Raw genomic sequence first — 22,156 nt, forward strand, 5'->3', positions numbered from 1 at the left:
AGCCCAGGCTAGAGGACCAGCTCGGGATGCAGGTCGGCGGCGCGCATCCGGCGCTTGCGGCCGGCGACCAGCACGGTCAGCAGCAGGGCGACCAGACCGAACCCGCCCAGCACCAGGGCGCCGTGCAGGACCGGGCCGGTCGCGCCGCCGTCCACCGCGTGCCGCACCGCCTCCACCACGTACGTCATCGGCAGCAGCGGGTGGATCATCTGGAAGAAGCCGGGCGTGGTCTGCACCGGGTACGTTCCCCCGGACGAGGTCAGCTGCAGCATCAGCAGGACCAGCGCGACGATCCGGCCGGGCGCGCCGAACGCCGCCCCGATCAGTTGCATGATCGCCGCGAAGACCGCCGCGGTGCCGAGCAGCAGGCCCACGCTCACCCCCGGGCGGACCGGGGACAGGCCCAGGGCGAAGCGGACCACGGCGTACAGCAGGGCCGCCTGGACCAGGCCCATCAGCACGCCCGGCAGCAGGCCGGCCAGCGCCACCCGCGGCGCGGGCGCGCCGGACGCCAGATAGCGCCGGTTCAGCGGGCGCAGCAGCATGTAGTTGATCATTGCGCCCACCCACAGCGCGAGCGCCAGGAAGTACGGGGCGAACCCGACGCCGTAGGTGCCGGCCGGGTTGCGCACCACCCGGTCCAGGGAGACCGGGTCGGCCAGGATGCCGGACCGGTGGGCGGCGTCGTCGTACGCCGGGATCTCGCCGGCCCCGTCGGCCAGCCGGTCGGCCAGCTCCCCGGTGCCGCCCCGCAGGTCGGCCAGGCCGTCGGCGATCCGGTGCCCGCCGGCGGACAGCTCGGCCAGCCCCGAGTCCAGCTGCCGGGCGCCGTCGGCCAGGCGGTAGACGCCGTTGCGCAACTCGGTCGCGCCGTCCGCGGCCTGCGCGGTGCCGGTCCGCAGCTGCTTCGCGCCGGTGGCCAGCCGGTCCAGGCCGTCGGCCAGCCGGTCCACCCGGGTACGGGCGTTCGCCACGTCGTCGGCCAGGTGCGGCGCGGCGGCCGCCACCTCGCGGGCCGTGCTCGCCACCTCGCGCAGCCGGGCGCGCAGCGCGTCCAGGTCGGCGGCATCCACCCGGCGCTGGATCCGTTCCGCGTCGGCGACCAGCTGCCCGGCCAGCCGTTTCGCCTCGTCCAGCCCCTCGGTGCCGTCCGGCAGCCGGTCCAGGACGTCGCGCAGCTTCCGCGCGTCCCGCACCGCCCGGTCGGCGGCGTCGCCGATCACGCCGACGTTCGCGGCCAGCTGGTCGGCGCCGCGGGCCACCAGATTCGCCGCGTCCTCGATGGCCTGCGCGTTCTCCCGCAGCACCGGCTCCACCCGGTCGGCCGCGGCGTCCACGGCCGTGGCCAGCCGGCGGCCACCCGCCGCCGCCTCGGAGGTGCCGGACGCCAGCTGGGCGGCGCCCGTCTCCAGATCGGACAGCCCGTCGGCGAGCCGATCCGCGCCGCGCCCGGCCTGGCCGAGCTTGCCGGCGAGCTGCCCGGCGCCGCCGTGCGCGTCGTCGATGCCGCTCGCCTCCTTCACCGCGCCGGAGCGCAACCGGCCGACCCCCTCGTCGATCTTCCCGGCGCCGTCGGCGGCCTTCTCGGTCTCCGCTTTCAGGTCGGTGAACCCGATCAGCATCCGGTCGTAGTACTTCGCCGACGCGTCGGCCGAGGCCACCGCCCGGACCTCGTCGAACGCGGTGCGGGCGAAGACCCCGGACAGGTAGTTGGTGGAGTCGTCGCTGACCGCCCGCAGCTGGGCGTTCTCCGGTGTCGCGGCGGCGTCCGGGGCGGCCACCAGGTTGCTGGAGAAGTCCGTCGGGATCCGCAGCTCGATCTGGTACCGGCCGTCCGCCAAGCCGGCCTCCGCGGCCTTCGCGTCGACCAGGTGCCAGTCGAAGACCTCCCGCTCGATCAGCCGGTCGGCCAGCTCCCGCCCGGCGTGCACCACCTCGCCGTCCTGGTCGGTGGCCGGGCGGTCCTCGACCACGAGCGCCGCCGGGATGTGGTGGAGATGGCCGTACGGGTCCCAGAAGGCGTAGAGGTAGAGCGCCCCGTAGAGCAGCGGGACCACCGCGAGGACCGCCAGGGCCGCCGCCGTCAGCCGGCTGCGGGTGAAACGGCGCAGCTCCAGGCCGGCCAGGGAGATCGCCGAGAACCCGGTCACCGCTCTCCCCGCTTTCCCGCCGTCTTGCGCAGGCTCTTCCCGAGCCCGATGGTCGTGCCGCGGGTCCTGGCGTCGTGCTCGTCCCGGGGGCCGGTCGAGGCGCGCCGGACCTGCTTGCCGGCGACCCTGCGCAGGCTCCGGCGCAGGGTCGGCTTCGCCGGGCCGGTGCGGTGGTGGCGCTGTCCGGGCCGGTCGCCGCCCGTGTCCGGGGGCGCGGCGCCGCCCTCCGCGCCCTCGACCGGGCTGTCCTGCGGGGCTGGACCGGCGTCGGCGTCCCGGTGGTCTCCGGAGGCCGTCGGGCCCACCGCCGGGTGCGGGTGCGCCCGGGCCGGCTCGGCCGGGACCGCGGCTGCCGGCCACTCGGCGAGGGAGCACGGCCCGGTCCGACCCGCCGCGTACTCCTGCGGTGTCTGCACCACCGCCCGTCCCGGCTCACCCGCCTGCGGATCACTCAGCCGGACCACCCGGCTGACCCGTGCCGCATCCACCTCGCGCGCCGTGACCAGCACCGCCACGCCGCCCGCGGTGAGCGAGCCGAGCAGGTCCCACAGCGCGGTCCGCTCCCCCGCGTCCAGCCCGGCGTCCACCCCGTCGAGGGCGACCACCGCGGGGCGGGCCGGTCCGGCCAGGACCAGACCGAGGATCTGCTTCTGGTACGGCGTCAGGTCGCGCCCGCGCAGCCCCGGGTCCAGCCCGTGCAGCGGCACGGACCCGGCCTCCCGCCGGGGACGGCCGAGCAACGCGAGCCGTTCCCGGACGTGTTCGAGGACGGTGAGGACCGGCTCCGGATCGGTGACACCGGCCACGTGACCGAGCGCGGCCGTACCGGAGAGGGCGACCGTGCCCGCGGACAACCGCAGGCTTCCGGCCAGCGCCAGCAGCGTGCTGGTGCGCCCGCTGCCCGGTGGGCCGACCACCGCGACCGTCTCGCCGGGCTCGACCACCAGGTCGAGATCCCGGACGAGCCAGCGCCGGTGGTGCCGGACCCCGGCGCCCATCGCCCTCAGCACTGCCATGACACCCCCTATTTAAACTGACTGGTCAGTTTAAAAACCTACCCGGGTGGTCCACGCGGGCAATCCACAGGTGGTGGACATCACCGGCCGCGCCACGGCAGGATCGACGTCATGTCGATGCGATGGGGCATGACCGTGCCGCTCGGCGGCGTTCCGCTGGCCGACCACTCGGCCGTCTTCGCGGCGCTGGCCGACGCCGGCTTCACCGACGCGTGGACCGCCGAGGTGGCCGGCACCGACGCGTTCACGCCGCTCACCCTCGCCGCCGCCTGGGAGCCCCGGCTGCGGCTGGGCACCGCGATCGCCCCGGTCTACACCCGCGGCCCCGGCCTGCTGGCGATGACCGCGGCCGCGCTCGCCGAGACCGCGCCCGGCCGTTTCCAGTTCGGCATCGGCGCCTCCAGCCCCGTGGTGGCCGGCGACTGGAACGCCGCCGACTTCGTCAAGCCGTTCGCCCGCAGCCGCGACATGCTGCGGTTCCTGCGCGCCGCCCTGGCCGGCGAGATGGTCGACCGGACGTTCTCCACCTTCACCGTGAAACGCTTCCGGCTGGAGCGCCCGCCGGCCGTCCCACCGCAGCTCATGCTGGCCGCGCTGCGCCCGCAGATGCTGCGCCTGGCCGCCGCCGAGGCGGACGGGGTGATCCTCAACTGGCTGTCCCCCGCCGACGTGCACACCGCGCTGGCCGAGACCAAGGAGGCCGCCCCCGGCTTCGCCGTCGCCGCCCGCATCTTCGTCGTCCCCACCGACGACGCGGCCTACGCCCGCACGGTCGGCCGGCGGCTCATCACGTCGTACCTGACGGTCCCGGCGTACGCCGCGTTCCACCGCTGGCTGGGCCGCGCGCAGTTGCTCACCCCGATGTGGCAGGCGTGGGAGGCCGGCGACCGCAAGGGCGCGCTGGCCGCGATCCCGGACGAGCTCGTCGACGAGCTGGTCGTGCACGGGACGCCGGAGGTGGTGCGGGCGCGCGTCCAGGCGTACGCGGATGCCGGAGTCACCATCCCGGTGATGGCCCTGCTGCCCACCCCGGAACTCGAACGCGGCGGGTTCCCGGCGCTGACGTCCCTGATCAGCGCGCTGGGCCGCCGGCCCTGACCGCCGCACGAGAGGCGCCCGCCGGCACAGCACCCGGACGGTCCGGAGCCGAAGGTTCGGTGCCCGCCGAAGCATCGCGGCCGAACAATGGGGGCATGAGCGACACCTCGGTCCTCACGGCAGACACGCCAGGCCCCACAGCGGACGCCTCCGGCCGCCCGGCGAACGCGCCAGGTTCCGCAGCGGGCCCCTCTGCTCTCGCGGCGAAGGCGCCAGGTTCCGCAGCCGACCCCGCGGGCCTCACGGCGAAGGCGCCAGATCTGGCCGCGGGCCCCGCGGGCCTCACGGCGAAGGCACCAGATCTGGCAGCGGGCCCCGCGGGCCTCACGGCGAAGGCGCCAGATCTGGCAGCGGGCCCCTCCGACCTCACGGCGAAGGCGCCAGGTTTCGCGGCGGACGCCTCCGGTCTCGCGGCGTTCGCCGCGCTGCTGGCCGATCGGACCCGCGCGGCGATGTGCCTGGCGCTGCTCGACGGGCGCGCCTGGACCGCCGGCGAACTGGCCGCGCACGCCGGGGTGGCACGGTCCACCGCGACCGGGCATCTGGACCGGCTGATCGGCGGCGGGCTGCTGGCCGAGACACGTCAGGGCCGGCACCGGTACGTCCGCCTCGCCGACCCCGCCGTCGCCACCCTCCTCGAGGACATCACCGCCCGGCTGGAACCCGGCCTCCCCCCGGCTCGCGGGCTGCGCGCGGTGACCGCGGATGCCGCCCTGCGCCGAGCCCGCACCTGCTACGACCACCTCGCCGGCCGCCTCGGCGTAGCCGTCACCGACGCCCTCACCGGCGCCGGCCTGCTCGACCAGCGCAACGGATGCGCCATCACCCCGGACGGTCTGAGCTGGCTGACCGACGCGCTGGGGGTGGCGCCCGAGCGGCTGCGCGCCGATCGCCGCCCGCTGGCCCGTGCCTGCCTGGACTGGACCGAACGCCGCCCGCATCTCGGCGGGCTGGCCGGGGCCCGGGTGTGCGAGGCGTTCCTGACCCGCCAATGGCTGACCCGCATCGGCTCGGGCCGAGCCGTGCGTCTCACCCCGTCCGGCCGGTCGGCGCTGCGCGACCTGCTCGGCCTCACCGGCCTCGACTGACCAGCCCGCGGGGCGCGGTGCCGGTGTTGCCTCCCGGCCGGTGCAACACGGCGGTCGTCCACGCGGGTGGACGGGCCCACTGGTTCCGGACGGTCATGGCCCCCGATGAGCGCCGGTCACGCGCCGATCCCGACGGTCATGGCCCCCGATGAGCACCCGTCACGCGCCGAGATCGCCAGACGTACCAAAGGAAGCGCATCCCCCGCTGGATGCGCTTCCTTTCCGCGGACCTGGACCATCTGCCGACCTGGGCCTCCGCGCGCCTGGACCGGTCCGCCGACCGGAAGGATCCGCCGACCTGGACCGGCCACGGACCTGGACCGGCCACGGACCTCGACCAGCCACGGATCTGGCCCGGCCACGGACCTCGACCGGCCGCGGGCTCGGAGTGCCGGGTCGGCTCACTCGCCGTCGGCGAGGATGGCGTAGAGCTTGCGCTTCGTGTCGTTGAGGACCTCCAGCGCCTTCTCCCGCTGCTCCGGCGTGCCGGTGAAGCCGACCTGCTTGAGCGCGCTGAAGATGCCGACCGCGGCGTCGCGGAATTCCTGCACCTGGTTGAGCGTGTCGTCACCGAAGCGCGACCACGGCGGGTTCTGCGCGGCGGCCTCGGCCTCGGGGCGGCCGTCGGCGGTGAGGCGGTAGCTCTTGCGCCCGCCCTCGGCGGTGGCCTCGATCAGGCCCTCGTCCTCCAGCAGCTGGAGGGTGGGGTAGATCGAGCCGGGGCTGGGGCGCCAGATGCCGTTGGTGCGGGCGTCCAGCTCCTGGATCATCTCGTACCCGTGCATCGGGCGCTCCAGCAGCAGCGCCAGGACGGCGGGGCGGACGTTGAGCCGGCCACGGCCACCGCGCCGGCCGCCACCGCGGCCACCGAACTCGCCCGGGCCGAAACCGCCCGGGCCGAAACCGCCGGAGCCGAAGCCGGGGCCGCCGAACGGGAAGCCGGGCGGGAAGCCGAAGCCCCGCATCCGGCGTCCGTGGTGCCCCTCGTGTGCGAACCTCATGATCTTCTCCGTTCTGTCGTCGATAGTCAGACGATATATCGGCAACGTGTCGCTAGCAAGGGTTTCTGAACTGGAGGGGTTGCCATGCGTGTCGGGCGGCTCCCATCTGGCAATGTGGTAGCTGTGTTGACGGTGCCCATTCGCCATCTCGGTGAGCCGGAGCGCGCGGCTGTCGATCGGATCCTGGACGCCGACCCCTACGCGGGCGCCCAGATCGCCGAGCGCGTCGCCGCCCACGGCCTGAACTGGTGGCGCTCCGACGGGCGGATCTACGGATACGAGCCGCGCCGCCGGGTCGAGTCGATCATCTGGTCCGGGGCGCATCTGGTGCCGGTCGGCGCCACCCCGCCGGCCGTCGCCGCGTTCGCCGACCTGCTCGGCGCGGAGCCACGGATCTGTTCGTCGATCATCGGACGGGCCGAGGCGGTGCTGGATCTGTGGGACCGGCTGAGCGTGACCTGGGGGCCCGCCCGTGACGTTCGCCCCAACCAGCCGCTGCTGGTCACCGACCGGACCCCGACGGTGCCGGCCGACCCCGAGGTGCGCCTGGTCCGGCCCAGCGAGGTGGATCAGCTGTTCCCGGCCGCGGTTGCGATGTACACCGAGGAGGTCGGGGTGTCGCCGCTGCAGGACGACGGCGGCCGGGGGTACCGCCGGCGCATCACCGAGCTGGTGAAGGGCAAGCGGGCGTACGCCAGGTTTCTCGGCGATCAGGTGATCTTCAAGGCCGAGTTGGCGATCATCACCCGGCGGACCACGCAGGTGCAGGGCGTCTGGGTGCATCCGGAGCACCGTGGCCGGGGCATCGCGACCGCGGCGATGGCGGCGGTGGTGACCGACGCGCTGCGGCGGGTCGCGCCGACCGTGAGTCTCTACGTGAACGACTACAACGCGTCGGCGCGGCGCGTCTATCAGCGGTGCGGCTTCGTGTCGGCCGGCGCGTTCGCAACCGTGCTGTTCTGATCGGGCGACGCCTTCGCCGCGCCGGGCCCGCGGCCACACCCACGCTCGGGCCCCGGCCGCACGACGGACGCCGAAGAGCCGCCCCGGCACAACGGACGCCACAGAGCCGCCTCGGCACGACGGACGCCGAAAGACCGCCCCGCACGACGGACGCCGAAAGACCGCCCCCGCACAACGGACGCCGAAGAACCGCCCCCGCACAACGGACGCCGAAGAACCGCCCCCGCACAACGGACGCCGAAGAACCGCCCCCGCACAACGGACGCCGAAGAACCGCCCCCGCACAACGGACGGCAAGAGCCGCCCGCGCACGCCGGAAGACGGAAGCCCGGGTACGCGCGAGGCGGCTCCGGGCTTCCGATCAGCGATCCGGTACGACCGTCAGTGCACCGTCACGGTCGGCCCGGGCAGCAGCTCGCGCAGCTCGTCCGGCAGCTCGGCGCCCATCTCGTCGGCGAGCCGCAGCGCCTCCTCCACCAGCGTCTCCACGATCACCGACTCCGGCACGGTCTTGATCACCTTGCCCTTGACGAAGATCTGGCCCTTGCCGTTGCCGGACGCCACCCCGAGGTCGGCCTCGCGCGCCTCGCCCGGCCCGTTGACGACGCAGCCCATCACGGCCACCCGCAGCGGCACCGGGAAGCCGTCGAGCGCCGCGGTGACCTGCTCGGCCAGCGTGTAGACGTCGACCTGGGCACGGCCGCAGGACGGGCAGGAGACGATCTCCAGCCCGCGCTCGCGCAGGCCGAGCGACTCCAGGATCTGCTGACCGACCTTGATCTCCTCGACCGGCGGGGCGGAGAGCGAGACCCGGATGGTGTCGCCGATACCCTCGGCCAGCAGCGCGCCGAACGCCACGGCCGACTTGATCGTGCCCTGGAACGCCGGCCCGGCCTCGGTCACCCCGAGGTGCAGCGGGTACTCGCACTGCTCGGCGAGCTGCCGGTACGCCCGGATCATGACCACCGGGTCGTTGTGCTTGACCGAGATCTTGATGTCCCGGAAGCCGTGCTCCTCGAACAGCGAGCACTCCCAGAGCGCGGACTCGACCAGCGCCTCGGCGGTGGCCTTGCCGTACTTCTCCAACAGCCGCTTGTCCAGCGAGCCGGCGTTGACGCCGATCCGGATCGGGACGCCCGCGTCGGAGGCCGCCCGGGCGATCTCCTTCACCTTGTCGTCGAACTGCCGGATGTTGCCGGGGTTGACCCGGACCGCGGCGCAGCCGGCGTCGATCGCGGCGAACACGTACTTCGGCTGGAAGTGGATGTCCGCGATCACCGGGATCTGCGACTTCTTGGCGATCGCGGGCAGCGCCTCGACGTCGTCCTGGGACGGCACCGCGACCCGGACGATCTGGCAGCCGGCCGCGGTCAGCTCGGCGATCTGCTGCAGGGTGGCGTTGACGTCGGCGGTGAGCGTGGTGGTCATCGACTGGACGCTGACCGGCGCGCCGCCACCGACGAGGACACCGCCGACGTTGATTTGCCGGCTCTGCCGACGCGGGGCCAGCGGCGGCGGGGGCACGGCCGGCATTCCGAGACTGATCGCGGTCATGGGGAGTTATTCACGACCTTCCATGTATTGCGGATGGGGCGAGATTGGGCGCATGGTCTCCACCGTCGTGAACAACCTTCACGTCACTCACTTGAAGATCGTAATCGGGTTGATGATGTCGGCCGTCGCGGTCAGCAGCGTGAACGCCCCGCCGATCAGGATGACCGCGTAGGTGAGCGGCATCAGCTTGTAGTAGTCCACCCGCCCCGGGTCGGGTCGTCGCAGCCGCTGGTAGAGCCAGGAGCGAACCCGCTCGTACCAGGCGATGGCGATGTGCCCGCCGTCCAGCGGCAGCAGGGGCAGCAGGTTGAACAGACCGATGAAGACGTTCAGCGAGATGAAGATCTGCCAGAACACCTCCGGCACGCCCTTCTCGATCGCCTCGCCGCCGAGCCGGCTCGCGCCGATCACGCTGATCGGGGTGTCCGGGTCGCGCTCGTCCCCGGTGATCGAGTTCCACAGCGCCGGGATCTTCTCCGGGATCCGGGCCATCGCCTTGAACGAGTTCTCGACGAGGTACCACCCGTAGTGGCCGGCGGCCGGGACCGCGGCGGCCGGGCTGGACCTGATCACGTACGGCTGGTCGGTGTTCCAGCTGAGCCCGGCGACCGAGACGGTCGTGGTCGGGCCCTCCGGGTCGTCGAGCGGCGCCCGTTGGTCGCTGATCAGGTTCACCGTGGCGGTCCGGGTCTGCCCGTCCCGGACATACTCGAAGACCGTCTCGCCGGGCTTGGTCGCCCGGATGGTCCGGGTGAGCTCACCCCACGTGGCGACCGGGGTGGCGCCGACCTTGGTGATCCGGTCCCGGTCCTGCAGGCCGGCCGCCGCCGCCGGGGACTGGACCGCGCCGTTCACGCCCGGCACGCACTTCTCGTTCGCCGCCTGCTGCGCGGCCTTGTCCAGGGTCTTGAAGACCGACTGCAGCTGGTAACAGTCCCCCACGCCGATGATCGCCGGAGCGTTGGCCTGGTCCTGCGCGGTCTGCGGGATCCCGGTGTTCGGCAGGCCCACCCAGACGGACATCACCCAGGCGCCGGCCAGGGCCAGCATGAAGTGGGTGATCGAGCCGGCCGACATCACGATCGTCCGTTTCCAGACCGGGAACCGCCACATCGCGCGGTGCTGGTCCTCCGGCGCCACGTCGTCGTCCTGCGGCGTCATACCGACGATCTTGCAGAACCCGCCGAGCGGGATGGCCTTCAGGCCGTACTCCGTCTCGCCCCGGTGGAACGAGAAGATCGTCGGCCCGAAACCGACGAAGTACTTGGTCACCTTCATGCCCAGGCGCTTGCCAGTGATCATGTGGCCCAGCTCGTGCAGGCTCACCGAGATCAGGATGGTCAGCGCGAAAGCCGCCGCACCAAGCCAGAACAGCATCAGGCTCCTTCAGCCACAGTCGCGATCGTCCGCTGCGCTTGGGCGCGCGCCCAGGCCTCCGCGGCCAGCACGTCATCGACGGTACCCGGCTCCGCGAAATCCGGGGCCGCCGCAAGCACCCGCTCGAGGGTGTCGACGATGCCCAGAAACGGTAGCCGACCGGCGACGAACGCGGCTACACACTCCTCGTTGGCCGCGTTGAAGATGGCCGGCCGGCAGCGCCCGGTCCGGCCCGCCTCCTTGGCCAGCTCGACCGCCGGGAACGCCTCGGCATCCAGCGGACGCAGCTCCCAGTTGTGCGCCATGGTCCAGTCCACCGCGGCGGCCGCCCGCGGCACCCGGTCCGGCCAGGCCAGGGCGAGCGCGATCGGCAGCCGCATGTCCGGCGGGCTGGCCTGGGCCAGCGTCGACCCGTCGGTGAACTCCACCAGCGAGTGCAGCACCGACTGCGGGTGGACCATCACCTCGATGTCGTCGTACGGCACGCCGAACAGCTCGTGCGCCTCGATCACCTCGAGCGCCTTGTTCACCATCGTCGCCGAGTTGATCGTGACGACCGGTCCCATGTCCCAGGTCGGGTGCTTGAGCGCCTCCTCCGGGGTGACGTCGGTCAGCTCGGCGCGCCGCCGGTCCCGGAACGCGCCGCCGCTGGCGGTCAGCACCAGCCGGCGCACCTCGTCCGCACGCCCGCCGCGCAGGCACTGGGCCAGCGCCGAGTGCTCGGAGTCGACCGGGACGATCTGCCCGTCCTTGGCGATCCGCCGGACCAGCGGGCCGCCGGCGACCAGGGACTCCTTGTTCGCCAGGGCGAGGATGCGGCCGGACTCCAGCGCGGCCAGGGTGGGTGCCAGGCCGAGGCTGCCGACCACCCCGTTGAGCACCACGTCACAGGGCCAGCGGGCGAGCTCCGTCATCGCGTCCGGACCGGCCACGATCTTGGGGAGCTGGAAGTCGCCGGAGGACCAGCCGCGCTTGCGCGCCTCGGCGTAGAAGGCCAGCTGCAGGTCCTGCACGGCCGAGGAGTACGCCACCCCCACCGCCTCGACCCGCAGCTCCAGCGCCTGCGCGGCGAGCAGCTCGATGTTGCCGCCGCCGGCGCCGAGCGCGACCACCCGGAACCGGTCCGGGTTGCGGCGCACTATGTCGATGGCCTGGGTTCCGATGGATCCGGTGGAGCCGAGCAGGACGAGGTCACGCATGCCGCCCATCTTCCCGGACGGGGTGCGAGCCGGCGAAGGCGGTCGCCGCACCTTCGCTGATCGTGGTGATCGACGGGCCGCCACGGGGTACGGGGGATCGGTGCGCATCAGAGTGTTCCGGTTGCTGCGCGGGCGTGACCTCGCCCTGCACGCCGCCGCGGTGACCTTCTACAGCGGGATCGCGGTGGTTCCGGTGGCGTTGCTGGCGATCTGGCTGACCGGCCTGGCCGCCGGGGCCGACCGGGTCCGCCGGCTGACCGGCCGGACCATCGCGGCGCTGCCCGACGAGATCGGCGCGCCCCGGGCGCTGGCCGCGCTGATCGACGCCGGCCTGCACCTGACCCCGCTGCTCGCGCTGGCCAGCCTGCTCCCGGCCACCCTGTACGGCGAGGGCCTGCGCCGGGCGTTCGTCTCCATCCACCGGCGCGGCGAGTCCCTGGTCGGATGGCGCGGCCGGGTGCTCTGGCTGCCGCTGCTGGCCGCCGCCCCCGCGCTGCTGCTCGCCCTGTTCCTCGCCCTGCCCACCACCAGCCGGCTGTGGGTCCGCGGCGGCTGGTGGTCGGTGCTCGGTGTGGTGCTCTCCTTCCTCGCCGCCTGGCTGGTGCTCACCCCGGTGGTGATCTGGGTGTTCCGCTACATCGCGCCGGGCCGCCCGCGGTGGCTGCCGACCGTGCTGCTCGGCTCGTTCACCGCCGCCAACCTGTCCGGTTTCCTGCACGGTTTCGTGCTGTTCTGCGCGCTGCCGCTGGATCTGGGCGCGCCGTTCGGCGGCTTCGACGCGATCGGCGGGACGGTCACGGTGGGCCTGTGGCTGTACCTGTTCCACACGATCCTGCTGGTCGGTTTCGCGGTGACCCACGCCGTCGGGTCACCGGAACCGGACGGCACGCCGACGCCGGCCGGCACGAGCACGCGGTAGCGTCGGTCCACATGACCTCCCTTCCCGGCCGCGCCGACGTGGTGATCATCGGCGCCGGTCACAACGGCCTGGTCTCGGCGATCCTGCTGGCCCGCGCCGGACTCGACGTCGTCGTGCTGGAGGCGGACGCGGTGCTCGGCGGCGCCACCCGCACCGAGCATCCGTTCCGCAAAGTGCCCGGGCTGGGCCAGTCCACCGGCTCGTACCTGCTCGGCCTGATGCCGCCGGAGCTGCTGCGCACGCTGGGGGTGGATCTTCCGGTGCTGCGCCGGGATCCGCACTATTTCCTGCCCACGCCGGGACCGGCCGGCTCGCCGTACCTGCTGTTCGGCCGCGACCGGGAAGCCGTCCGGCAGCAGCTGGAGAAGTTCTTCTCGGCGCGCGACGCGGCCGCCGACGAGGCGCTGGCGGTGGAGATCGGCGCGCTGCGCGCCGATCTGGCCCCGGCGTGGCTGGCCGAGCCGGCCGGGGTCGAGGAGATCGCCGACCGGTACATCCGGCCGCAGCTGCAGAGCACGTTCCTCGACCTGGTGCGCGGCTCGGTCGCCGACTACCTGGCCCGGTTCGGGTTCCGCAGCGAGCTGCTGATGAGCATGTACGCGGTCACCGACGGGCTGTCCGGGCTGACCGCCGGTCCGGACGACCCGGGCACCGGACACAACTTCCTGGTGCACAACATGTGCCGGCTGCCCGGATCGGACGGCACCTGGCTGATCGCCGAGGGCGGGATGGGCACGGTCGCCCGGGTCTTCGCCGACGCGGCACGCTCGGCCGGCGCCCGGCTGTACACGCGCGCCGAAGTGACCGCGGTGACCGTGGCCGGCGGCGCGGCGACCGGCGTGGTGCTGGCCGACGGCCGGTCGGTCCAGGCCCGGGTGGTCCTCGGCAGCTGCGACCCGTACCGGCTGATGTCGCTGGTGCCGGCCGGGACGCTGCCCGCCGAGCTGACCGACCGGATGGCCGCGGTGCGGCGGACCGGCACCACCCTCAAGGTCAATCTCGCGCTGCGTGACCTGCCGCGGTTCAGCTGCCTGCCAGCCGGCGCGCCGTCGCCGTTCGGGTCGACGATCCACCTGCTGCCCGGCGCGGGCGAGTCACCGATGGGCGCGCTGCGGAGCATGTGGGCGCAGGTGCGGGCCGGGCGGCTGCCCGCCGAGCCGACCGTCGAGTGGTACCTGCACACCACGGTCGATCCGTCCCTGCGGGACCCGGCGGGCCACCACTCGTCCGCGCTGTTCGTGCAGTCGGTGCCGTACCAGCCGGTCGGCTCCTCCTGGGACGCGGAACTCCCCGGCTATGTCGACCGTCTGCTGGCGATCTGCGACCGCTACGCGCCGGGCACGTCCGAGCTGGTGGCCGACGTCTTCCCGCTCACCCCGCCGGGCATCGAGAAGCACTTCGGGATCACCGGCGGCCACATCCACCACGTCGACAACACGGTCGCCTTCGACCGGCGGATGCCGTACTTCACCGGCCTCGACGGGCTCTACGCGGGTTCGGCCGGCACCCACCCGGCCGGCAGCGTCATCGGCGCCGCCGGCCACAACGCGGCCGTCCGGGTGCTGGCCGACCTCGGCGTCCGCTGACCGGACACACCCCTTTCCGGTACGCCCGACCGGGGCGGCGTCCGCGGGCTCGCGCGGCCGGGGCGCCGGGGCGCGCCGCGGACCCGGAGTACCGCGGGCGCCGCGCGGGATCGCCACGGGACGTGGCTGCGAAGCCTGCGGACTCCGGCCCGTCGGGCGTACCGGGAAGGGTCTACCCGTTCTCGGTCTTGTTGGCGCGGATCTTGTGGCCGACGCCGGTCAGGCAACGGCCGCTGGGCAGGTCGAACTTCCAGCCGTGCAGCTGGCAGGTGAGCACGTCGCCGTCGAGGACGCCGAAGCGGGACAGGTCGGCCTTCAGGTGCGGGCAGCGGCGCTGCACGGTCCAGTCGCCGAACTGGATGTCCTCGGCGTCGACGGCCTTCTCGTGCTCGTCGTACCAGCCTTCGGCGTACTGCAGGCGCTCCTCGGAGAGGCACTTGAAGAACGCGTAGACGAACTCGTTGTACTGCCCGATCCGGGCGGCGGAGAACCGGCAGGACAGGAACAGCGAGTTGACCCAGTCACCCTCGTCGATGTGGATCAGGTGCTCGATCAGCGCGCGGCCGGTCTTGAACCGGTAGCGGACCTTCTCGTCGGCGTAGGCCCGGACCTGCTTGCCCGGGAAGTCGACCACGATCGACTCGACGACCTCGCCGTCCGGGCCGAACGAGTCGGTCAGGTCGAAGCGGACCGGGCCGCCGACGCCGTTCGCCATGTAGATCGACTCTTCGAGCAGCGGCTCGATCCGCTTCTTCAGCTCGGCCAGCACGTCGATCTCCGGGTGCCGCCAGGACGCCTTCTCGGCGGCGATGATCGGGGCCTTGCGCTCCCGCATCTCCGCCAGGTGGGCGGCCTTGTTCGCGAAGAACTCCTCGACCGGCATCGGGTGGGTCGTGGTCTGCTTCGTGCCGCCCTCGGACAGCACGGTCACGCTGCCCGGCAGCTGCACGACCGCGTTGGTGCCGCCGACCTTGGCGTACTCGGCGAGGAACACCGACTGGTCCGGGAAGATGTTGCCCTCGTCACCGTGGATGTCGTTGAACTGCCAGAGCGAGTCGTCGAGGAAGCACGGCGGGCCGGCGATCGGGAAGACGTGGTCGGCCTTGAGGTCGTCGATGTAGCGCCAGGTGCGGTCGAACTGCCGCTCGCGCTTCTGCTTGCCGAACGCGGTCTTCGCGTTGTCCGGCAGCTCGTAGACCATCGGGTACCAGATCGCGCCGGAGAACTGCAGCATGTGCGCGTGCACGTGGCCCAGCTCGTTGAACCGGGTCAGGTCGGCCGGGCGGGCGTCGTTCTGGTTCAGCAGGCGGATGCCGTCGTACTCCACCCAGAGCGACGAGTCGCCGATCGGGCCGTCGGTCGGGCTGATCAGCGCCTGGATCATCACCTTGAGGCCGCCGTCGAGCTCGTGCACCTGGTCCGACCGGGTCCGCAGGAAGCTGGTGAAGCCCAGGGCGCGCAGCTCGTCCTCGAGCTGGCTGGTCGGGTACTCCGGCAGCAGGACGGTCGCCTTCTTGTTGACGAACCGCTTCAGGTGCTCCGCGTCGAAGTGGTCCCGGTGCAGATGGGAGACGTACAGGTAGTCGACGTTGCCCAGGGTCTCCCAGTCGAGCTGAGAGTTGTCCGGGAACGGGAACCAGGAGGCGAAGTACGCCGGGTTCACCCACGGATCGCACAGAATGCTGCCCGCGGCCGTGTCGATCCGCATGCTCGCATGGCCGGTGCCCGTGATCCGCACTTGTCGCTCCTCTGCTCGGCGGGTGTGTGACCGCATCGAAAGTACAGCCGGGTTGCCGGGTTCCGCCCGGCGACCCCGTGACAGACTGAATCCGTATCACCGATAAGCGACGAGGAGGACCGACGTGTCCGCGTTGGAAGAACATGAGGACGTCTACGCGCCGGACCAGCTGAAGCCGACCAACCGCCGGCGGGCCCAGCGCGGCGCGATCATCTCCGCGGCCATCCTGCTGCTCTACTTCTGGGGCAACCAGCAGGGCAACACCGAGAAGGTGTGGCTCGTCGTGCTCGCCGTCCTGCTGGTCGGCGCGGTGATCGGGGACATCGTGCTGCGCAAGGCCGGTCTGCGGCCGAACGACTGACCGGCCCGCACGACAAGGGAGGTCCCGCCGTCACCGGCCGGACCTCCCTTTTTCGATGCCTACCGGCGGCGCAGCAGGATGTCCTTGACCTCGCGGAGCGCCGCGTCGACCTCGGCCTCGAAGTAGCCGTTCGGCACCAGGCCGAACTGCAGCATGTCCAGGTCGTTCTCGTTCACCGGCATCGGGCCGCGACCGGTCATCGCCTGCAGGATGCCCTCGAACAGCCGGTCCACCTGCATCGGGTCGTACCCGCTGCCGAACCGCCGCGGCTGGAACGTGCGGCGCAACTGGTCCACCCGGTAGAGCTCGCCGCCGGGCTCGCCCATCGGCGGGCCGAGCTGCGGCTGCTGGGGCTGACCGTATCCACCGGGGGCGCCGCTCATCGGGGCGCCCGCCATCGGCGAGCCCGGCATCCCGGCCGGCGGCGGGGGCTGCATCGGGCCGCCCATCGGGGCCGGCGGCATCGGCGGGCCGCCGTAGCCGCGCGGGTCACGGTCGGGCATCCGGATCTCGGCGGTCATGTCCGTCTTGCCGTGCCGGCCCGGCTCGAAACCGCTGTACGAGGTGGGCTCGTCGTAGCCGCCCTGGTCGTAGCCCTGCGGGGCGTTGCGCTGCGGCAGCGGGGGCTGGCCGCCGTACGTGGTGGGCTCGTCGAACCGGCCGCCGTACGGATCGGGCTGCGGCATCTGCGGGCGCTGCGGCATCTGCGGAGGCATCGCCGGCGGCATCATCCGGTCGTCCCGCACCGGGGCCGGGATCCGCTCGGTCTGGGCCATGCCGGGGTTGCTCGGCGCGGGGCCGTTGAACTGCTGACCCGGGTTGTTGAACTGCGGGCCGGGGTTGCCGAACTGGGGGCCGCCCATGCCCGGACCACCCTGGCCACCCATGCCGGGACCGCCCATGCCGGGACCGCCGGGGCCACCCATGCCGGGACCGCCGGGGCCACCCATACCGGGGCCCATGCCGGGGCCGCCCGGGCCACCCATACCGGGGCCGGCATGGGCGTTGCGGGGCATACCGCCACCCGGACCGCCGGAGAGCGCCGGCGGGCCGCTGGGCTGCCCGATCGGGCCGGAACGGTCGATGGAGCCACGGTCGATCGCGCCGGACCGGTCGGCCGACAGGCCACCGCGCATCGAGTCACGCATCGGGTCGGCGGGGCGGCCACCACGCTCCTCGAACTCGGCGAGCTGCCGCTCCACCCGGTCCAGGTGCAGGTCCACCTGCCACTCGTCGTAACCCCCGAAGCGCACCCGGAAGACGACGTCGTGCACCTCCTGCGCGGCGACCGGCGGGCCGACCTGCTCACCGGCCAGGGTCGCCTCGACCCGGTCCAGGAAGGCGTCGACCTCGTCGACCTTGTAGCCCCGGCGCAGCGCGCGCCGCCGGAAACGCTGTCCCTGACTCGTCACAACGTCTCCCACTCCGCTCGCCGGGACTCACGCCCAGTCACTGTGCCACCTCCGCGTCGGCTGCGACGCCCCCTGCGCCCGCCTGCGTCAACTCTCCCGCGGCCAGCTGACCGCAGGCGCCGTCGATCTCCCGGCCGCGGGTGTCGCGCACCGTGGTCGCCACGCCCGCCTCACGCAGCCGCCGGACGAACTCCCGCTCGACCGGCTTGGGGCTGGCATCCCACTTGCTGCCCGGCGTCGGGTTCAGCGGGATGAGATTCACATGGGCCAGCTTGCCGTGCAGCAGGCGGCCGAGCAGGTCGGCACGCCAGGGCTGATCGTTTACGTCCCTGATCAGGGCGTATTCGATGGAAACCCGACGGCCGGTCTGCGCCGCGTAGTCGAACGCGGCATCGAGCACCTCGGCCACCTTCCAACGCTGGTTGACGGGCACAAGCTCATCGCGCAGATCATCATCGGGGGCGTGCAGTGACAACGCAAGAGTCACAGAGAGCTGTTCGGCGATCAACCGGCGCATTGCGGGCACCAAACCCACCGTCGAAACCGTGATGTGCCGTTGTGAGAGTCCCAGGCCCTCCGGAGCGGGCGCGGTCAGCCGCCGCACCGCCTCGATGACCCGCGGATAGTTGGCCAGCGGCTCGCCCATTCCCATGAACACCACCCGGGACAGCCGGGGCGGCGAGCCGGTGACCGCGCCCGAGGCGGCCACCCCGGCGAGATAGACCACCTGGTCGACGATCTCGGCCACCGACAGGTTGCGGGTCAGGCCCTGCTGGCCGGTCGCGCAGAACGGACAGGCCATGCCGCAGCCGGCCTGGCTCGACACGCACGCGGTGATCCGGTCCGGGTAGCCCATCAGGACGCTCTCGACCAGGGCGCCGTCGTGCAGCCGCCACAGCGTCTTGCGGGTGGCGCCGTCGTCGCAGGCCTGCTCGCGGATCGGGGTCAGCAGCGTGGGCAGCAGCTCGGTGGTGAGCTTGTCGCGCGCGGCGGACGGCAGATCCGTCATCGCCGCGGGGTCGCGCACCAGCCGGCCGAAGTAGTGGGTGGAGAGCTGCTTGGCCCGGAAGGCCGGCTCGCCCAGACCGGTCACCGCGGTCTTGCGCGCGGCGAGATCCAGGTCGGCGAGGTGGCGCGGGGGCATGCTGGGACGGCGGCGGGTGGTCACCGCGTCGGGCTGGTCGGGACTGATCGGGATGACCGGAAGAATCGTCATGGCATATCCAGTCTCCCACGCCCGCCGAGTTGGTCGCCCATAGCTAGTTCGGCGCGATGATCGCGAAGAGCAGGTAGGCCGTGGGGACCGCGAAGAGGATGGAGTCCAGCCGATCCATCAGCCCACCATGGCCGGGCAGCAGGTTGCTCATGTCCTTGATGCCGAGGTCGCGCTTGAGCATCGACTCGGCCAGGTCGCCCAGCACCGCGACCACCGAGATCGCCGCGCCGAAGAGCAGGCCGTAGTGGACCGGGACATCCATCAGGAAGAACAGCAGCGCGGCGCAGCCGAGGGCGGCCGCGGTCACCGACCCGGCGAAGCCCTCCCAGGACTTCTTCGGGCTGATCTTCGGGGCCATCGGGTGCTTGCCGAGGAAGACACCGGCGGCGTACCCGCCGGTGTCGGAGAGCACCACGCCGACCACGGTGCCGAGCACCCGCCAGGCGCCGTCCTCCTCCGGGCGCACCAGCATGGCGGCGAAGCTGAGCAGGAAGGGAACGTAGACCGCGATCAGGGTGATCGCGGTGAAGTCGCGGCGCAGCGCCGGCACCCCGTCGGCGAGACGCCACAGCGCGGCGGCGCCGATCGTGGCGACCAGGCCGAGGGTCAGCGCGTCGACCCCTTCGTACCAGGCCAACCCGGTCATCACCACGGTCCCGGCGATCAGCGGGACCAGCGGCGGCCGGGCGCCGATCGAGGCCATCGCGCGGACGGTCTCCCAGACCCCCACGGCGGCGGCCACCGCCACCACGCCCAGCAGCGCCGGCGGCCAGACCAGCAGCGCCGCGAGCACGACCAGGCCCAGGCTCAACCCGACCGCGATGGCGGCGGGCAGGTTACGCCCGGCCCGGCTCTTCCGGTCGGCCCGGCCACGGCCGGCCCGGCGCTTGCCCTTGACCCGCTTGCCGGGCGGCTCCGGCAGATCCTGCGCGGCGCTCATCGGGCCGTGCCGCGCCGGGACGCCACCCGCCGGCTCGTCCGCGTGCCGGGACGGATCGGGGTACGCCGGGACGGCCTGACTGCGCCGGTGCTCGGCATACGGATCCTCCGGGGTGCCGGGGGTGTGGTGGACGTACGGCGCCGGCACGCTCGTGTCGTCGCCGGAGGCCTGCCCGGCACGCGGATCGAGGTAGGACATCAGACTTCGAGCAGCTCGGCTTCCTTGTGCTTGACCAGCTCGTCGATCACCGAGACGTACCGGTGGGTGACGTCGTCGAGCTCCTTCTCGGCGCGACGGCCATCATCCTCGCCGGTCTCGCCGTCCTTGACCAGCTTGTCGATCTGCTCCTTGGCCTTGCGGCGCACGTTGCGGATCGCGACCCGGCCCTCCTCGGCCTTGGAACGGGCCACCTTGATCATGTCGCGGCGGCGTTCCTCGGTCATCTGCGGGAGGTGGATGCGCAGCTGGGTACCCTCGTTGTTCGGGTTCACCCCGAGGTCCGAGTCACGGATGGCGCGTTCGATCGGGCCGAGCTGGGTGTTGTCGTACGGCTTGACGATGACCATGCGGGGCTCCGGGATGCCGACGGAGGCCATCTGGGTCACCGGCGTGGGCGCGCCGTAGTAGTCCACCAGGATCTTCGAGAACATCGCCGGAGTGGCCCGGCCCGTCCGGATGGCGGCGAACTCCTCCTTGGCGTGTTCGACCGCGCTGTCCATCTTCTCTTCGGCCTCGAAGAGGGTTTCCTCGATCACCGGCTCTCCTCGCCTCCTTGCTGTCTTCGGTGGTGCGGGATGTGGGGACGTCGGGCGCGAGCGGGGCGTGAGCTCACGCGGTGATCAGTGTGCCGATCTTCTCGCCGGCGCACGCGCGCACGATGGTGTCGTCACCGTCCGCGCCGAAGACCAGCATCCGCAGCTTGTTCTCCTCGCAGAGGCTGAACGCCGCCTGGTCGGCCACCCGCAGCCCGCGCTGGATGACCTCCTGGAACGTGATGTGCTCCAGCTTGCGCGCGTCCGGGTCGATGCGCGGGTCGGCGGTGTAGACCCCGTCGACGCCGTTCTTGCTCATCAGCACCATGTCGGCGTGGATCTCCAGCGCCCGCTGGGCGGTCACCGTGTCGGTGGAGAAGTACGGCATGCCGGCGCCGGCGCCGAAGATCACGACGCGGCCCTTCTCCAGGTGCCGGATCGCCCGCAGCGGGATGTACGGCTCGGCGACCTGGGCCATCGTGATGGCCGTCTGCACGCGGGTCTCGATGCCCTCCTTCTCCAGGAAGTCCTGGAGGGCCAGGCAGTTCATCACCGTGCCCAGCATGCCCATGTAGTCCGCGCGGTTGCGGTCCATGCCACGCTTCTGCAGCTCGGCGCCGCGGAAGAAGTTGCCGCCGCCGACCACCACGGCCACCTGGATGCCGCGCCGGTTCACCGTCGCGATCTGCCGGGCCAGCGCCTGCACCACGTCGGGGTCGACACCGACCGCGCCACCACCGAAGACCTCGCCGGACAGTTTCAGCACGACCCGGCGCGGCCGCATGGTCGGCGGGTTCTGATCGTCAACCGTGGCGGACTGCTCGGTCACCATCGTCATGAGACCCGCCTTCCCTTCACTTTCTGCAGGAGACCTTATGCGACCGGGAGGCCGGACGCTCAATCGCGTGCCCGACCTCCCGTACCAACAGCTTGCGGAGCCTTACTCCTGGCCGACCTCGTACCGGACGAAGCGGGTGACCTCGATACCGGCCTCGGTGATGACCTGCTTGACCGTCTTCTTGTTGTCGACGACCGAGGCCTGCTCCAGCAGGACGAAGTCCTTGAAGAAGGAGTTCACCCGGCCCTCGATGATCTTCGGCAGGGCCTGCTCGGGCTTGCCCTCCTCGCGAGCGGTCTGCTCGGCGATCCGGCGCTCCGACTCGACGACCTCGGCCGGAACCTCGTCCCGGGTGAGGTACTTCGGCCGCATCGCGGCGATCTGCATGCCGACGCCACGGGCGTCCGCGTCACCGGCCTCGTCGGTCTTGCCGGTGTACTCCACCAGCACGCCGACCTGCGGCGGCAGGTCCTGCGCCTTGCGGTGCAGGTAGACCGCGACGGTGCCGTCCAGGATCGTGAAGCGGTTCAGGACGATCTTCTCACCGATCTTGGCGGCGTAGTCCTGGACCAGGTCGGCGACCGTCTTGCCGTCCTCGATCGTGGCGGCCAGCAGCGCGGCGGCGTCGGCGATCCTGTGCTGCTCACCGAACTCGGCCAGGCGCTGGCCCAGCGCGACGAAGTCCGGGGTCTTCGCCACGAAGTCGGTCTCGCAGTTCAGCTCGAGCAGAGCCTTGCCGGAGTGGCTGACGATGCCGTTGGCGGCGGTGCGCCCGGCCCGCTTGCCGACGTCCTTCGCGCCCTTGATGCGCAGGAACTCGACGGCCTTGTCGAAGTCGCCGTCCGCCTCCTCCAGCGCCTTCTTGCAGTCCATCATGCCGGCACCGGTGAGGTCGCGGAGCTTCTTCACGTCCGCGGCGGTGTAGTTAGCCATGACTCTTCTCTCGAT

Annotated in this window: 19 protein-coding genes; 6 read left to right on the forward strand and 13 right to left on the reverse strand. The window is 72.3% G+C overall.

What is annotated here, in order from left to right; all coding sequences use genetic code 11:
* Positions 1 to 8: 8 nt before the first annotated feature.
* Positions 9 to 2,150: a YhgE/Pip domain-containing protein gene (locus tag ACTEI_RS31035; RefSeq protein ID WP_122980889.1), complete on the reverse strand. Its 2,142-nt coding sequence runs from the start codon at positions 2,148 to 2,150 to the stop codon at positions 9 to 11.
* Positions 2,147 to 3,166, reverse strand: a complete 1,020-nt coding sequence (locus ACTEI_RS37925) for an ABC transporter ATP-binding protein (RefSeq protein WP_149100651.1) — start codon at positions 3,164 to 3,166, stop codon at positions 2,147 to 2,149. Before ACTEI_RS37925 ends, ACTEI_RS31035 begins: the two co-directional genes overlap by 4 nt.
* Before the next feature lie 129 nt (positions 3,167 to 3,295).
* On the opposite strand from ACTEI_RS37925, the gene ACTEI_RS31045 reads away from it, so the two are divergent.
* Positions 3,296 to 4,264, forward strand: a complete 969-nt coding sequence (locus ACTEI_RS31045) for an LLM class F420-dependent oxidoreductase (protein ID WP_122980890.1) — start codon at positions 3,296 to 3,298, stop codon at positions 4,262 to 4,264.
* Between the two features lie 452 nt (positions 4,265 to 4,716).
* The gene (locus ACTEI_RS38760) at positions 4,717 to 5,352 is read left to right on the forward strand and encodes an ArsR/SmtB family transcription factor (protein ID WP_239082106.1); all 636 of its coding nucleotides are present in this window, start codon (positions 4,717 to 4,719) and stop codon (positions 5,350 to 5,352) included.
* A gap of 401 nt (positions 5,353 to 5,753) precedes the next feature.
* Here ACTEI_RS38760 and ACTEI_RS31055 read toward each other — a convergent pair whose 3' ends face one another.
* Complete coding sequence (locus ACTEI_RS31055; RefSeq protein ID WP_122980892.1) at positions 5,754 to 6,353, reverse strand: PadR family transcriptional regulator; 600 nt, start codon at positions 6,351 to 6,353, stop codon at positions 5,754 to 5,756.
* A gap of 123 nt (positions 6,354 to 6,476) precedes the next feature.
* Here ACTEI_RS31055 and ACTEI_RS31060 point away from each other — a divergent pair, with 123 nt between their 5' ends.
* The gene (locus tag ACTEI_RS31060; protein WP_122980893.1) at positions 6,477 to 7,316 is read left to right on the forward strand and encodes a GNAT family N-acetyltransferase; all 840 of its coding nucleotides are present in this window, start codon (positions 6,477 to 6,479) and stop codon (positions 7,314 to 7,316) included.
* A 381-nt stretch (positions 7,317 to 7,697) separates the two neighbouring features.
* On the opposite strand, the gene ispG is transcribed toward ACTEI_RS31060, so the two are convergent.
* The 3 genes from ispG to dxr form a co-directional block, all read right to left on the reverse strand.
* Positions 7,698 to 8,870, reverse strand: a complete 1,173-nt coding sequence (ispG, locus tag ACTEI_RS31065) for a flavodoxin-dependent (E)-4-hydroxy-3-methylbut-2-enyl-diphosphate synthase (RefSeq protein WP_122980894.1) — start codon at positions 8,868 to 8,870, stop codon at positions 7,698 to 7,700.
* 87 nt (positions 8,871 to 8,957) lie between these two features.
* Positions 8,958 to 10,247, reverse strand: coding sequence for a M50 family metallopeptidase (locus ACTEI_RS31070; protein ID WP_122980895.1), 1,290 nt, complete (start codon positions 10,245 to 10,247; stop codon positions 8,958 to 8,960).
* Positions 10,247 to 11,455 (reverse strand): 1-deoxy-D-xylulose-5-phosphate reductoisomerase, encoded by a 1,209-nt coding sequence (dxr, locus tag ACTEI_RS31075; RefSeq protein ID WP_122980896.1) that lies wholly within the window; start codon positions 11,453 to 11,455, stop codon positions 10,247 to 10,249. Before dxr ends, ACTEI_RS31070 begins: the two co-directional genes overlap by 1 nt.
* Before the next feature lie 91 nt (positions 11,456 to 11,546).
* On the opposite strand from dxr, the gene ACTEI_RS31080 reads away from it, so the two are divergent.
* Positions 11,547 to 12,365: a YhjD/YihY/BrkB family envelope integrity protein gene (locus ACTEI_RS31080; RefSeq protein WP_239082109.1), complete on the forward strand. Its 819-nt coding sequence runs from the start codon at positions 11,547 to 11,549 to the stop codon at positions 12,363 to 12,365.
* A gap of 11 nt (positions 12,366 to 12,376) precedes the next feature.
* A complete protein-coding gene (locus ACTEI_RS31085; protein ID WP_122980897.1) occupies positions 12,377 to 13,951 on the forward strand; it encodes a phytoene desaturase family protein in 1,575 nt (524 codons plus the stop codon).
* Positions 13,952 to 14,123: 172 nt separating this feature from the next.
* On the opposite strand, the gene ACTEI_RS31090 is transcribed toward ACTEI_RS31085, so the two are convergent.
* The gene (locus tag ACTEI_RS31090; protein WP_122980898.1) at positions 14,124 to 15,689 is read right to left on the reverse strand and encodes a Rieske 2Fe-2S domain-containing protein; all 1,566 of its coding nucleotides are present in this window, start codon (positions 15,687 to 15,689) and stop codon (positions 14,124 to 14,126) included.
* A 124-nt stretch (positions 15,690 to 15,813) separates the two neighbouring features.
* Between ACTEI_RS31090 and ACTEI_RS31095 the strand changes: the two genes are divergently transcribed.
* Entirely contained in the window at positions 15,814 to 16,050 is a 237-nt protein-coding gene (locus tag ACTEI_RS31095; RefSeq protein ID WP_122980899.1) for a DUF2631 domain-containing protein, read from the forward strand.
* A gap of 59 nt (positions 16,051 to 16,109) precedes the next feature.
* On the opposite strand, the gene ACTEI_RS31100 is transcribed toward ACTEI_RS31095, so the two are convergent.
* The 6 genes from ACTEI_RS31100 to tsf form a co-directional block, all read right to left on the reverse strand.
* Positions 16,110 to 17,462, reverse strand: coding sequence for a DivIVA domain-containing protein (locus ACTEI_RS31100; protein ID WP_122980900.1), 1,353 nt, complete (start codon positions 17,460 to 17,462; stop codon positions 16,110 to 16,112).
* 37 nt (positions 17,463 to 17,499) lie between these two features.
* Positions 17,500 to 18,678, reverse strand: a complete 1,179-nt coding sequence (gene rlmN / locus ACTEI_RS31105) for a dual-specificity RNA methyltransferase RlmN (protein ID WP_122980901.1) — start codon at positions 18,676 to 18,678, stop codon at positions 17,500 to 17,502.
* Positions 18,679 to 18,721: 43 nt separating this feature from the next.
* Entirely contained in the window at positions 18,722 to 19,816 is a 1,095-nt protein-coding gene (locus ACTEI_RS31110) for a phosphatidate cytidylyltransferase (protein WP_122980902.1), read from the reverse strand.
* On the reverse strand, positions 19,816 to 20,373 hold the full coding sequence (gene frr, locus ACTEI_RS31115; protein ID WP_122980903.1) for a ribosome recycling factor: 558 nt from the start codon (positions 20,371 to 20,373) through the stop codon (positions 19,816 to 19,818). The genes ACTEI_RS31110 and frr overlap by 1 nt, the downstream gene beginning before the upstream one ends.
* 73 nt (positions 20,374 to 20,446) lie before the next feature.
* A complete protein-coding gene (gene pyrH / locus ACTEI_RS31120; protein ID WP_222942266.1) occupies positions 20,447 to 21,154 on the reverse strand; it encodes a UMP kinase in 708 nt (235 codons plus the stop codon).
* 156 nt (positions 21,155 to 21,310) lie between these two features.
* Complete coding sequence (tsf, locus tag ACTEI_RS31125) at positions 21,311 to 22,141, reverse strand: translation elongation factor Ts (protein ID WP_122980905.1); 831 nt, start codon at positions 22,139 to 22,141, stop codon at positions 21,311 to 21,313.
* Between the last annotated feature and the right edge of the window lie 15 nt (positions 22,142 to 22,156).

It is taken from the genome of Actinoplanes teichomyceticus ATCC 31121 (assembly GCF_003711105.1).
Classification (GTDB): domain Bacteria; phylum Actinomycetota; class Actinomycetes; order Mycobacteriales; family Micromonosporaceae; genus Actinoplanes; species Actinoplanes teichomyceticus.